At 48.4% G+C, this 13,208-nt stretch carries 15 protein-coding genes; 9 read left to right on the top strand and 6 right to left on the bottom strand.

Annotated features, from left to right (window positions below; translation table 11 throughout):
- Nucleotides 1–55 precede the first annotated feature (55 nt).
- Complete coding sequence (locus tag HP567_RS16430) at nt 56–1,507, top strand: amidase family protein (protein WP_173609444.1); 1,452 nt, start codon at nt 56–58, stop codon at nt 1,505–1,507.
- 66 nt (nt 1,508–1,573) lie between these two features.
- Here the strand turns inward: HP567_RS16430 and HP567_RS16425 are convergent, their stop codons facing one another.
- Nucleotides 1,574–2,023, bottom strand: a complete 450-nt coding sequence (locus tag HP567_RS16425) for a hypothetical protein (RefSeq protein WP_017248186.1) — start codon at nt 2,021–2,023, stop codon at nt 1,574–1,576.
- Between the two features lie 239 nt (nt 2,024–2,262).
- On the opposite strand from HP567_RS16425, the gene HP567_RS16420 reads away from it, so the two are divergent.
- Entirely contained in the window at nt 2,263–3,009 is a 747-nt protein-coding gene (locus HP567_RS16420) for a class I SAM-dependent methyltransferase (protein WP_173609445.1), read from the top strand.
- Between the two features lie 124 nt (nt 3,010–3,133).
- On the opposite strand, the gene HP567_RS16415 is transcribed toward HP567_RS16420, so the two are convergent.
- Complete coding sequence (locus HP567_RS16415) at nt 3,134–4,495, bottom strand: D-serine ammonia-lyase (RefSeq protein WP_173609446.1); 1,362 nt, start codon at nt 4,493–4,495, stop codon at nt 3,134–3,136.
- A 163-nt stretch (nt 4,496–4,658) separates the two neighbouring features.
- Between HP567_RS16415 and HP567_RS16410 the strand changes: the two genes are divergently transcribed.
- From HP567_RS16410 to HP567_RS16400, 3 genes are all read left to right on the top strand, one after another.
- A complete protein-coding gene (locus tag HP567_RS16410; RefSeq protein ID WP_173609447.1) occupies nt 4,659–5,150 on the top strand; it encodes an NUDIX hydrolase in 492 nt (163 codons plus the stop codon).
- Between the two features lie 18 nt (nt 5,151–5,168).
- On the top strand, nt 5,169–5,621 hold the full coding sequence (locus HP567_RS16405; RefSeq protein ID WP_173609448.1) for a GNAT family N-acetyltransferase: 453 nt from the start codon (nt 5,169–5,171) through the stop codon (nt 5,619–5,621).
- Nucleotides 5,622–5,705: 84 nt separating this feature from the next.
- The gene (locus HP567_RS16400; protein WP_173609449.1) at nt 5,706–6,506 is read left to right on the top strand and encodes a VOC family protein; all 801 of its coding nucleotides are present in this window, start codon (nt 5,706–5,708) and stop codon (nt 6,504–6,506) included.
- Between the two features lie 66 nt (nt 6,507–6,572).
- On the opposite strand, the gene HP567_RS16395 is transcribed toward HP567_RS16400, so the two are convergent.
- From HP567_RS16395 to HP567_RS16385, 3 genes are read right to left on the bottom strand one after another with little or no spacing between them, the layout of a single operon-like run.
- Complete coding sequence (locus HP567_RS16395; protein ID WP_173609450.1) at nt 6,573–7,691, bottom strand: YheC/YheD family endospore coat-associated protein; 1,119 nt, start codon at nt 7,689–7,691, stop codon at nt 6,573–6,575.
- Nucleotides 7,692–7,750: 59 nt separating this feature from the next.
- Nucleotides 7,751–8,659, bottom strand: a complete 909-nt coding sequence (locus HP567_RS16390) for an RluA family pseudouridine synthase (protein WP_173609451.1) — start codon at nt 8,657–8,659, stop codon at nt 7,751–7,753.
- Between the two features lie 33 nt (nt 8,660–8,692).
- Complete coding sequence (locus HP567_RS16385; RefSeq protein WP_173609452.1) at nt 8,693–9,040, bottom strand: thioredoxin family protein; 348 nt, start codon at nt 9,038–9,040, stop codon at nt 8,693–8,695.
- Between the two features lie 148 nt (nt 9,041–9,188).
- On the opposite strand from HP567_RS16385, the gene HP567_RS16380 reads away from it, so the two are divergent.
- Both HP567_RS16380 and HP567_RS16375 read left to right on the top strand, forming a co-directional pair.
- The gene (locus HP567_RS16380) at nt 9,189–9,407 is read left to right on the top strand and encodes a hypothetical protein (RefSeq protein ID WP_173609453.1); all 219 of its coding nucleotides are present in this window, start codon (nt 9,189–9,191) and stop codon (nt 9,405–9,407) included.
- Between the two features lie 31 nt (nt 9,408–9,438).
- The gene (locus HP567_RS16375) at nt 9,439–10,128 is read left to right on the top strand and encodes a class F sortase (RefSeq protein ID WP_173609827.1); all 690 of its coding nucleotides are present in this window, start codon (nt 9,439–9,441) and stop codon (nt 10,126–10,128) included.
- Nucleotides 10,129–10,156: 28 nt separating this feature from the next.
- On the opposite strand, the gene HP567_RS16370 is transcribed toward HP567_RS16375, so the two are convergent.
- Nucleotides 10,157–11,044 (bottom strand): LysR family transcriptional regulator, encoded by an 888-nt coding sequence (locus HP567_RS16370; protein WP_173609454.1) that lies wholly within the window; start codon nt 11,042–11,044, stop codon nt 10,157–10,159.
- A 114-nt stretch (nt 11,045–11,158) separates the two neighbouring features.
- On the opposite strand from HP567_RS16370, the gene leuC reads away from it, so the two are divergent.
- Together leuC and leuD are read left to right on the top strand one after the other, a co-directional pair.
- Entirely contained in the window at nt 11,159–12,589 is a 1,431-nt protein-coding gene (leuC, locus tag HP567_RS16365; protein WP_173609828.1) for a 3-isopropylmalate dehydratase large subunit, read from the top strand.
- Nucleotides 12,586–13,170 carry a 3-isopropylmalate dehydratase small subunit gene (gene leuD / locus HP567_RS16360; RefSeq protein ID WP_173609455.1) on the top strand — a complete coding sequence of 195 codons (585 nt, stop codon included), beginning with the start codon at nt 12,586–12,588 and terminating at the stop codon, nt 13,168–13,170. Before leuC ends, leuD begins: the two co-directional genes overlap by 4 nt.
- Nucleotides 13,171–13,208 lie beyond the last annotated feature (38 nt).

The following is a 13,208-nucleotide window of genomic DNA, read 5'->3' as shown; positions in this document are numbered from 1 at the left end:
TACCTGAATTTGGTACTATAATAAAAATCAAATCATTCGTAAAAGGGGATACATTATGTCAGAGATTCATGAAACGAGCATACTCGAATGGCAAGCTGCAATGACAGCTGGAACCACGACTTCCCGGGAACTTACCCTCGCCTTTTTACAGCGGATTGCCACCTACAACAAACAAGACATCCGAATCAATGCCATTTGTGAGCTAAATCCAGATGCACTGGCGATCGCAGAGTCACTGGATCGGGAACGAGCGGTGTCAGGCAGTCGCGGACCGCTTCATGGAATCCCTGTACTGATCAAGGATAACATTGCGACCTCTGACAAGATGCACACGACAGCTGGAGCCCTAGCTTTGGCTGATTCGTTTGCCTCAGCGGATGCATTTGTTGTGACAAAGCTCCGAGAGGCGGGCGCCGTTATTTTAGGAAAAACAAATCTAACGGAATGGGCTAACTTTGTCTCCTATAATATGCCCGATGGCTACAGCTCTCGCGGTGGACAAGTGTTGAACCCATACGGCCCTGGCGTACTCGATGTAGGCGGGTCTAGCTCCGGTTCAGCTGCTGCGATTGCCGCAGGTTTTGCCGTTGTGGCAGTCGGCACAGAGACTTCCGGGTCGATTCTCCACCCAGCCGAGCACAATTCTCTTGTGGGAATCAAGCCTACTGTTGGCTTAATTAGCCGTTCGGGTATCATCCCGATTTCACATAGCCAAGACACAGCCGGACCCATGGCGAGAACCGTGACAGATGCAGCTATTTTGCTTGGCGCGCTTACTGGTATCGATGTAAATGATCCGGTAACTGGAAAAAGCGAAGGTCTAAGTCATCCCGATTACCTCCCCTTCCTCGATGCAGATGGATTGCGGGGGGCGCGCATCGGCGTTGTACGCTCCAGTTTTTTGGCTGAGTGTGAAGAAGAAGAAATGGCCTTGTACGAAGCAGCTATAGAAAAGCTCAAAGAGGCTGGTGCAACTGTCATAGATTCGGTTACCATTCCTACAGAAAATGCCAACTGGGACATCCATGTTCTCGTACATGAATTCAAGGTTGGGGTAAATGCATACTTAAAAACCTTACCCGCCTCCTACCCGATTCGCTCCTTACAGGATGTCATCACTTTTAATCGGGCACATGAGGAACAAGCACTGCTATATGGGCAAGAGCTGCTGGAAGAATCCGAGCAAACAAGTGGTACGTTGACAGAGCCTGAATATCTCGCTAATCGCCTGTTCGATTTGGAAATGTCACAGAAACAAGGCCTTGATGCAGTCATGAAAGAGCACAAACTCGATGCCCTTTTGTACCCGGGCAGTACTGGTTATGCTATCCCGGCCAAAGCTGGTTACCCTTCGATTACGGTTCCGGCTGGCTATACTTCCGCTGGCAAACCATTTGGCATCATGCTGACTGGCTTGGCATTCCAGGAACCTACTCTTCTTCGCCTGGCCTACGCTTATGAGCAAGCAACTCGACTGCGTGTAGCGCCGAGTATGACTACCGTGTAAAGGAAGTACTCTCCTATCCAGCAAAAAACGCATGAGACCTTTTTGGCCCCATGCGTTTTTCTTTTTCTACATGGTCTTGCTTTCTTGCTCCGCTTTACCGAGTCGGTCCTGGAACAGCTTGCTCAATTGACCGATATTTACTTCCCATTCCTCATCCTTGTAATAAACAGTCGCTTTGGATTCGCCTTTTTTCCCTACGATACGAATACTCGTTGTCTTCACTTCATAGGTGCCATCTTCCTTGAAAGAAATATCCGCATCCTTAAGCTCTTTGTCCAATACCGGAGTAATCGTCTTATCGACGACTTCCTGTGTCGCTACGGCTGCCTGGCGTCCCATTTGGATCACTTCTTCAGGACTGAATTGGAAAAACAACACGAGCACAACACCAATAATAGCTGCAAGCGAAATGATTCGAATGATACTTCGCACCACCCATTGGGCAGCCATGATGATGATTATGATACCTAGCGCAATCGGCCAGTAATCTTTGATCAGTTGAAGTATTTGGTCCACGTCTATCCCTCCTTCGATTTCAGTCTCGCCCAAAAATACCGAAACCAAATCTTCTTACAGAAAAAAACCGTCACAGCAAAGCGGACGGAATCGCGAAAATGGGTTGTCTCTCACTAATTCTCGTAAAAAAAGCAAACTCCTGCTCTCATTTTCAATCGTTTTAAACGAATAATTGACATCATGATCATCCTTTATCCATAATAGGGAATCCGAGAAAAATTGGAAACGGGTGATAGAGGATGAAACAAAATCTGTACGATCAACCGGATTTTTATCAGGACTATCAAAAACTGCGTCTGTCCGGTCAATCGGAGAATGACATTATCGAACAGCCTGCCTTTCGCGGATGCCTCCCCTCCCTAAAAGGATTGCGTGTACTCGACCTCGGGTGTGGTGGCGGACAGTTTGCCAGGTACTGTGTGGAGCAAGGAGCACGTGAAGTGATTGGTGTTGATCTCTCCCACAATATGCTGGAGTATGCGCAAACGAATAACAGTCATAGAAACATTCGATATCTGCATGGGTCCCTGGAGGACATTGCGCTTGCTGATCATGACTACGATCTAATAACGAGCTCTCTCGTCATGGACTACGTTCGTGACTATGAGCACGTGATCAACAAAGTAAGCCGCGCCTTGCGCAACGGAGGACATTTCGTTTACTCTACCCTCCATCCGCATATTACCGCTCGCAAAAAGGTCGAGGGCTGGGTACGCGACGAAGAAGGACAGAAGCATTTCTGGCCCTTGGACAACTACCTGGAAGATGGAGAACGTGAAATGTACATGATGAACGGCAGAAAGGCCCTTTTTTACCACCGCTCCATGTCCACTGCCGTCAATACGTTAATCCGAGCCGGACTTACCCTGCAAGAGATCATCGAGCCAACCTGCACGTCAGAAGGACTCCGCTTGCAACCGCATCAGATTTCAGAAGTAAGAAGACCAACGTTTATTATTTTCAAGACCCAGAAGACTTTGAAATGAATGAGCAACAGCCCGGAGAAGTGCTCCGGGCTTTCTGCAACATTTCGATGCTTATGAATAAGGCAAGAATGTGAAAATAGAATCGAGTTGACATAATAAATATTATGTATTCACAAGCAACGTGTTATCTTTTTCCATTCTCACCCAGAGCTTTCGCATAATATTCTTCTTGAATATTACCAGGCACCATACTCCCACCCGTCGCCCATACGATGTGGGTCGCTTTTTTCATTTTTTCCATTAGACCTTGCTTTGCCAAATAATGACGTCCTGTCTCCTGAAACAATCGAACAGGTCCTGGCATTCCAGCCAATGCGGACGGCTCCAATCGAATGGACTCGTGATCGCGCAAGGCACGCAACAAAGCATATAGCTCTTCGTCGTCCACTGTAAACACGCCACTCAGCAAGTCCTCCATCATTTTTCCTACAAATCGAGAAGGACGCCCAACAGCCAGACCATCCGCCTCTGTCTTGTTATCGATTCCAAAGTCTTGAACGGAAACTTTGTCATGCAGTCCTGTCATTAAACCTAGTAGCATGCAGGGAGAATGAGTAGGTTCCGCAAAAAAGCAATGAACATTGTCTCCGTAGATAAGCTTCAATCCGTACGCCACACCGCCAGGACCTCCCCCTACCCCACACGGCAGGTAGACAAACAGCGGGTGATCGCTATCAACTGTAATCTGCTGCTCCTCTACCTGTTTCTTTAATCGTCCGGCTGCTACCGCATAGCCGAGGAATAGACGCTTGGAGTTCTCATCATCGATGAAATAACAATTCGGATCGGCCTCCGCCTGCTTTCTGCCCTCTTCCACCGCTTTCCCATAATCCGATGCGTATTCAACTACATGGACCCCTTTTGCCCGCAGCAATTCCTTTTTCCATACTTTAGCGTCTGCTGACATGTGTACGGTGACTTGAAAACCGAGCTTTGCGCTGATGATCCCGATGCTCAAACCGAGATTTCCTGTCGAGCCTACTGCAATGGAATAACGGGAAAATAGTTCGCGGAACGCTTCCGAGGCCAAAATAGCATAATCATTGTCCGGTTGCAGCATCTGGTGCTTTTGAGCCAATTCTTCTGCATGTGCCAGCACCTCGTAGATACCGCCACGCGCTTTGATCGACCCTGCAATAGGCAAATGGCTGTCGCATTTTAACCAGAGATTCCCCTGTATATTCAATGCAAAACGAGACTCCAGGTACTTTTGCATCTCTTTAATCGGTACAAGTGGAGACTCGATTAGTCCGCCAGATTCTTTCGTCTCGGGAAAAGCCACTTGAATGAACGAGCCAAAACGCCGCAAGCGTTCTTCTGCATCCTGGACTTCCTCTGGCGAAACGGAGAGTGTTGCTTTTGCGATCTCATCATAGCATGGGTTCGTCCAGAAAACTTCTTCTGTCTCCATCATGTTATGGAGAAGCGGATATTTCATTTTCCACTCCTCTATTGTTAGCCCTTCTACCTTTTCATTGTTTCCCATCTTGAACGAACCCCCTATTCATCCTTCCACTCTTCTTTGTTATTATAACGAAATATTACAAAACTTCTTTTGGAAAACCAAATAAAAATAACTGATGATTGCACTCATTTGATACAATGGTCGTGTTAAAGAAGTCGACTGCAACAAAAAGGAAAGGGATAACATGTATCGCTATACCATATGCTTTCTCAAACATAGAAATGGAATACTCATGCTGAATCGCAACAAATCACCGTTAATGGGGCTTTGGAATGGCGTAGGCGGTAAGCTGGAGCACGGAGAGACTCCACTGGACAGTGTCCTTCGCGAGGTTCGGGAAGAGACGGGCATTTTACTAGAAACCGCTTGCTACAAAGGAATTGTCTCTTGGCTGGTCGATGGAGTTGAAACAGGCGGTATGTATGCATTTCTCGCTCATCTTCCGGAAGACTACGAGCGCTCTCAAACTCCACAGGTAGTGGAAGAAGGCATCCTTGACTGGAAAGAGCTAGCGTGGATCTTGGACCCTGACAATGCTGGCGTCCCAGAAAACCTTCCCATATTTTTACCATACATGTTGGAAGATGCTGAACCTTGTCGGCATATCTTTACGTACGAAAAGAACCTGGTTGTCAACTACGAAACAGCTCCATTGCAAAAGCCAGTGACAACTTGAATCGGAGGAGAAACACGGATGGAAATTCGCAAGCTTGCAGCACAGGAACAACCACCAATGGATTTACTCTTATTGGCTGACCCCTCTGTCAGATTGGTGGAGGATTATTTACAAAGAGGTCATTGCTATGTCGCTGTTCTGGAGGAGAGCATCGTAGGTGTCTACGTCTTGATACCAACCAGACCGGATACGATTGAACTCGTGAATGTTGCAGTCGATGAAGCCTATCATGGCAAGGGCATTGGCAAAAAGCTCGTTCTTCATTCCATAGCAGTAGCCAAATCTCTCGGTTATAAGACAATCGAGGTCGGAACAGGGAATTCTAGTGTGAGTCAGCTCGCCCTGTATCAAAAGTGTGGATTTCGCATGAATTGGATCGATCGGGACTTTTTCTTGCGGCATTATGAAGAAGAGATTTACGAAAACGGGATTCAGGTGATAGATATGGTTCGCCTCTCCCAAGATATTTGAGAAGATTGTCTAGCAACAGTGTGAACCGAATGAGTATACATAATTTATATTATGTTATCTTTTTATAGGAAAAGGTGATGGCAGGTGATTACGCACTTTTCTAAATTAACCTTACGAACGGTGTCCATCCAAGGAGTTCACCAGGTTTACGCAGACCGTCTCGGTTTTCCAATTTTGTCTCAATCAGACAAACAGATTACGTTTCAAGTCACACCCGATTTTCGTTTAACCTTTGATGAAGTGTATGAACCAATCTCCCCCGCCCATATTACTTTTCAAGTGCCTTATACCCTTTTTCATGAATCAGCGAAAAAGATCAGAGAATCTGGTCTGTTGATTGTTCGATGGGAGGATGGGCATGACATTGATCAGGAAAAAGGACGGATGAACCTGTATTTCCGCGATGGAGACGGGAATCTTCTTGAGATTATTGCCCACGACTATGTGTCAGAAAAGGTCATTATGCCATCCACTCCCCTGCACATTTTGTATTTACGGGAAGTGGGCTGTCCCGTAGAAAGTGTGCCTGTTTTTACGCAATGGCTAAAATCGAATCTAAGCCTGAAAACTTACGAGGATGGCGAAATTTTTAACTTCGTCATCGGGGGAACGGCACATATCGTAGCCACATGGAAAAAAAGGCCTTGGATTCCCATCGCGATGAAAGCGCTACCACCAAAAATGCACGTGACTTTTGGAACGCCTGACCAAACGTTCCTGCAAAAGGTGCGGAGGCGCTTTGAAAAAAGTAACGTCCTCTTCCATTCGGATGCTCATGAGCTTACATTCGTCCGGGAAGGATACTCTTTTTCTGTTATTCATACACCCGATTTCGCCCCTGACATCCCGAGCAAATTGCAATTACCGCTTTCCATCTCCACCTAGAAATACAGCGGCAGACGAGGACTGGCTTCATACATTGTCCCTGGCTGCCGCTGTTCCTTTTTCACACTATCCTCTGGCGACTTTTCTCTTCAACAGTGGCTCGCGACCTTCGCGTCCCTGTGTTTTGGCTAGGTAGATGGCGTATTCAAGCGGGCGAGTAATGGCATCCTTGTACTGCTCCATTGCCCCCATCTCCCGGAAAATTTCCCGAGCTGGTTTGGGATTCACTTCGATCAGCCACGCGCGCCCCTCTACATCGATGCCAATATCTAGTCCAAATTCAACCATCCGTCCAAAATGATCCTCGAGGGTTTCCGCTGTTTGAAAAGCGAGCTGCTCGCAATCATGCACGATCTGCGCGGTACGTTCCTCCCCAAACCTCGGTCGGAGAAATACCGATACAGGAATCGCTTTTCCGCCGCCATGCAGATTAGAGGTGGCACTGCGCTCTGGACCTACGCGAATCCCATGGCCTGTAATGCTCCATTCTCCCTGCCCATTCTTTTGAATCAAGAGACGCATGTCTACTGCCCGCGAAGGAACCAACTGCAAACGAAGCCCTTGCTGAACGATGTATTTCTCCTGTCTCGTCCAACGATCTACCCATCTCTGGGCAGCGGCTTTGTCTTTTACTACTGTGGACACTTTCGCCCTTTGCTTGTTCCGGCCGAGCAGTCGAAGTTCGTCGCCACGCTTTTCAATGGACAGGATGTTTCGTCCCCCTGTTCCATTGAGTGGCTTTACGTAGAGCAATGGATGCTTGCCTAGCATGTTGGCCAAGCTGTGTCGGTTGTACAGGTGCGTCTCCGGAAGCCACCGATGCATTCTGGGGTCCCGATGTAGCACCTCATGTACACGCCATTTGTTTGCCAAGCGATTGTTTGCGTACAAAAAATTACTCGTCCGCCGAAAGGCCACATAGTTCTTAAACGATTGTGTCGGTGTATAGCGGTATCGGTCGAAAACAGCGTCTGGACGGTCAAATATCCTTGCTTGCCAGCCGCCACTCTTCCCCGGGACATACCCTCTCACCTGTTTGCCGGCTCCAAGTACATCGTTTGGTGAAAACAGGAAAACGGTACAGCCCAGTTCTTGTCCAGCCTTGAGCAGTCGCCGAAAATAGGTTGGCTCTGCAAAACGTTTGCCTTCCCGCCAAGTCAAGATGCCGATTATGGGTCGTTTCAAAAGACCACCCTCTCTCGTTTCCTCCTTGGCAGTTTATTCAGTCCGTCGTCAAATGGCGATTATCTCAGCTTCTTTTCCAAATGAAACAGATCGAGTGGCAACGGAGCCATAACTTCGATGACTTCTCCTCCGAATGGATGCACAAATTTGAGCACTGCTGCGTGGAGAGCTTGTCGCTTAATGAGTTCAAGCTTGCCACCATACAGTTCATCCCCTAAAAGCGGGTGCCCAATATGACTGAAGTGAACGCGAATTTGATGGGTTCTCCCGGTCTCTAATTGACATTCTACTTTCGTAGCTGTTTGAAAACGTTCTTTCACCTGATAATGGGTAATCGCTGGGTCGCCGTTAGGTGTGACCCTTCTGCGGGTCCCATGGTTCCGATCTTTCCCGATCGGTTCATTAATTTTTCCGCGCTCTTTGGGCATTTGCCCCGAAACATACGCGACATATGTACGCTTGATTGTGCGTTCACGCAGCATTTCATCTAAAAGTGCAGAGGCCCACGCATGCTTTGCGTACAGGACGACGCCTGACGTATCTTGATCCAGTCGATGGACATGACGGACCTTTGCCTCCAAACCCGTACGGAAAAAGTGCCCCGACACAAGATGATCCAACGTCACATGATGATAGCGTTCGGTCGGATGCAACAGAAGGCCAACCGGCTTATTCACGATGAGCAAATGATCATCCTCGTACAAGATCTCCGGTGCTTCACTGGCCGGATCGAGCCCCAATGGCTCAGGCTTGCACATCCGCAGGCGAATTTCCTGCCCTGCTTTTCCAGCAACATGCTGAGCAACAGGTGCACCGTCCAGCAGCACTTCTTTGTTTTGGAATAAAAGATGGACCTGCTTGCGAGGCAGCTTCCACACTTCGCGCAGCAGGTTCCCAATCGGGATAGCATCGTCATTGTCTCGTAAATGAGCAACGAGCCATTCCCCTTCTTTTTTCATGAATAACATTTCTGTCTATCTCCCTGTTCGATGTTCATGCAATTATGCTTGCTCGAGACCTTTACTGACTTGAATAGCACGGTCCAGGAAATGCTCGATCTCCTCACGACTCTTTCCGAGCTTGCTTACGAAGCGAACCAGTTCTTTTCCATTATGGAACGCAATAAAGCTTGGAATCCCGAAGACATCGTACTTTTCGGACAGGTCCGGGAGAGTATCCCGGTTGACTTCGATCATATCCAGCTGTTCTTTGTATTTTTCCTCCACGGCAGGCATGAATGGATCAATCCGATGACAATCTGGGCACCAATCCGTGAAGAATTTGACGATGACTGGCTTGGTTGCTGCGATTACTTGCTCGAACTCAGCTTCTGTCTTAATTTCTCTCATGTTATCTTCCTCCCAGAATGATTTGGAAATAGTGTACCACAGGTGTGGGCTGTTTGGGACGTTTAGGAGAAACAATTGCCATCACTAACAAACGAGCAAACGGAAATCCTACTGGTTGTAAGCCAATAATTTTTAAGGAAGGTGACTCATGAAGAAATTCGCTGCTTTGTTGATGGTTGCATGCTTGGTAACTACTGCAATTCCTGTATCTGCTGAGACTCATGACGGTCACAAGAAACACCACAAGGTACAAACAAAAGCGCATCATATGAAGACCAAAGCTCACCATATGAAAACCAAGGCACATAAAGGCAAAGTGCATATCAAGGCTATGCCGAAAACCGGTATGGGTGGAGCAAGCAATTAAAGGGGGAGCTTCCCCCTTTTCTTTGCAGCCTATGAAAAAACTGCTCGGGTCCCTACTATTCATTAGTTTGGTTACAATTGGTTGCGGCCATACAACTAAAGAACCTGTCGAAGCTCCAAAAATTGCAAGTACCATACAAAAACCAGCAGGGCCCATTCATATCAAACAAACGGTTACCGTTTATGGTCCCTCGCTGCCCCCTCAACCGACGTTCCTTCCTGCCCCTCCTCTTCCAGACGGAATCATGCCAACCCTTCTACATATTCCAAAACTGAACCTTCAAACTCGTGTAGAACCGGTTGGCGTTTTACCGAATGGGCAAATGGACGTCCCAAAGGCTTTTGATCGCGTCGGTATTTTGGCGCCATGGACAAAGCCCGGGATGAAGGGGAATGCAGTGATCGCCGGCCATTTTGATCATTATACGGGTCCAGCTGTTTTTTACCATCTGAAAAAACTAAAGCCCGGCGACAAAATCAGAGTGCGTGAAGCAAAAGGAAGGACGCTAACCTTCCAGGTTCGCAAAGTAGAAAGCTTCCAGACAGCCGAGGCCCCCATCGATCAGATTTTTGGGAAGGCTGAGAGCTCCCATCTGAATTTGATTACCTGCTCCGGCAAATTTAACAAGAAAACACAGGAACACGCTCAAAGGCTCGTCGTCTTTTCCGAACTTGTTCAAGATACAAAACCGCAAGATGAAAAACCCAGTGTTCGCAAATGACTGCGGCGACTGGGTTTCTTGTTTGCCTTTATATTTTTCCACCCTGCTCAATGAGACATCGTACAAACGCTTCAGCCGGGCGTGACAGCGGTTTGTCCTTACGATACGCCACGACGAGTGTGCGTGAAGGTTTTGTTTTTATCCGAACATAAGTTGGCGGTTCGATCGTTCCGGGTGCGAGTGTAATCATTTTCGGTGCAAACGACAACCCCATGCCTGCTGCAACAAGTGACTGAGCCGTCTGGATGTTTGAGCTCTCAAACACGATTCGCGGTCGGAATCCCGCCTGCTCACAGAGCCGAAGCGAGATCGTGCGGAAGCCTTGCCCCTCTTTTAACAGGATAAAAGGCTGATCGGCTACCTCCGCGAGATCGACTTCTTTTCGTTTCGCGAGCGGATGATTGGCTGGTACCGCCAAAAAGATTTCTTCGTTGATTGCGGGGATGATTTCCAGAGACGGATCACTAATGGGCATGGTTAATAGACTGACGTCAATTTTCCCCCGCACAAGTAGCTGCTCCAAATGACTCGACGTTTCCTCCATCAATTGCAGCTCGACACCTGGAAATTGCTGTGTAAACGTAGGCAACACCCTTGGAAGCACGTACGCCCCTGTGATCGGTAAACTTCCGACTAACAATTTGCCACTTTCACCTACGGCATAAGCGCGCATTTCCCTCTCCAGCCCCTCTGACATGTCGACGAGCGTTTGCGCCACCTGTATGAAGCGTTGGCCCGCATCAGTCAGTTCTACGTGCTGCGGCAAGCGATGGAACAAGCTGACACCGAGTATTTTCTCCAGCTTCGCAATTTGTTGACTCAACGACGGTTGGGCCAAATGTAATCGATTGGCTGCACGGGAGAAACTGCGTTCTTCCGCAACAGCAAGTACATAACGAATTTGTCGTAACTCCATATAGACCTCCCGATAGGCAAAAACTATCCTTCTTATAATTATTATATCTTTGAACTATTCTCTTTGCCATGTTACAACCTTGTTAAGAGTTTTTGAACGAAGGAGGAAAACATGATGACAGCCCGTACGATGTTTGAAAAGATTTGGGACAATCACGTTATTCACGAAGAGGCAGGCAAGCCGAGCCTTTTGTATATCGACCTGCACCTGGTTCACGAGGTGACTTCGCCGCAAGCCTTTGAAGGACTCCGCTTGGCTGGCCGCAAAGTACGCCGTCCAGAGCTTACCTTCGCAACCATGGACCACAACGTACCGACTGCTGACCGTTTTAATGTCAAGGATCCAATTTCTCGTCAACAAATGGAAACCTTGACGGCGAACTGTGCGGAGTTCGGGATTACACTCGCGGATCTGAACAGCCCGGATCAAGGGATCGTCCACGTCATTGGTCCTGAGCTCGGACTCACACATCCAGGCAAAACAATTGTCTGCGGTGATAGCCACACCTCCACTCACGGAGCATTTGGTGCCCTCGCCTTCGGTATTGGTACCAGTGAGGTGGAGCATGTACTCGCAACACAATGCTTGCAGCAATCCAAACCAAAAACGATGGAAGTACGCGTAAACGGCGACCTGCCATTCGGTGTCAGTGCAAAAGATTTAATTTTGGCGATTATCGCAAAATACGGAACTGACTTTGCAACTGGCTACGTCGTAGAATACACAGGTGCTGCGATCCGCAACCTGACCATGGAAGAACGCATGACGGTATGCAACATGACGATTGAAGGTGGCGCTCGTGCTGGCTTAATCGCTCCTGACCAGACTACGTTTGATTACCTGAAAGGCAAGCGTTATGTTCCGCAAGGGGAAGATTTCCTTGCAGCTGTTGAGGCTTGGAAAGAGCTGTGCACGGACGAAGGCGCTGTGTTTGATGCCTGTGTAGAAATCGAGGCAGCTGAGATCGCACCGCAAGTGACATGGGGAACGAGCCCTGGTATGGGGACGAACATTACGAGCACTGTTCCAAGTCCTGAGTCATTCGAGACAGCCGCACAGCGCAAAGCGGCCCAGGATGCTCTGGCGTACATGGACCTTGCCCCTGGCACTCCTATGAGCGAAATCAAAATCGATCGCGTCTTTATCGGCTCCTGTACAAACGGTCGGATCGAAGACTTGCGCAAGGCAGCCGAAGTGGCAAAAGGACGCAAGGTCTCCCCTTCCGTACACGCGATGGTCGTTCCTGGCTCTCAGGCAGTTAAGCAGCTCGCTGAGCAAGAAGGCTTGCACCTCATTTTTCAAGAAGCTGGCTTTGACTGGCGCGAATCTGGTTGCTCCATGTGTCTGGCAATGAACCCGGATATCCTGTCCGAGGGTGAGCGTTGTGCTTCTACCTCAAACCGGAACTTCGAAGGACGTCAAGGACGCGGCGGACGGACACATCTGGTCAGCCCGGAAATGGCGGCAGCAGCAGCTATCGCAGGTCACTTCGTAGATGTTCGTGAATGGAAAAACGAGAACGCTAGCAAGGAGGTCTTCCAATGAATCCATTTGTCATCCACACCGGAGTGGTAGCCCCACTCGATCGTGTAAACGTAGATACGGATGCAATTATCCCTAAGCAGTTCTTGAAGCGCATTGAACGCAGCGGTTTTGGTCAATTCCTGTTCTATGAATGGCGCTTTACTGTCGATGGTGCGCCCATCGATTCGTTCATTCTGAATACGCCTGCATACAAGGAGTCTACTGTCCTTCTTGCCCGCAACAATTTTGGCTGTGGCTCCTCTCGTGAGCATGCGCCATGGGCACTCCTTGATTATGGCTTCCGCTGTGTGATAGCTCCATCCTTTGCGGACATTTTTTACAACAACTGCTTCAAAAACGGCATCCTGCCGATCAAGTTGAGTGAAGAGCAAGTCGATGAGCTGTTCAACCGTGCCGAAAACAAGCCAAACTACCAGCTGACCATCGATCTGCAAGAACAAGTTGTTCGTGACAGTGAAGGTCTCTCCTACCCGTTCGAGGTAGACGCCTATCGTCGTTACTGCCTGCTGAATGGTCTCGACGATATTGGAATTACGTTGCAGTATGAAGATAAGATCGCTGCATACGAGGCAAGCCGATAAGCTTCCATCCATAGCGTAGCGCATAGAAAAAGCGAAGG

Origin of the sequence: Brevibacillus sp. M2.1A (assembly GCF_013284355.2) — a bacterium.
In the GTDB taxonomy this organism is placed as follows: Bacteria; Bacillota; Bacilli; order Brevibacillales; family Brevibacillaceae; genus Brevibacillus.
This window is presented reverse-complemented; position numbering and strand designations above follow the sequence as displayed.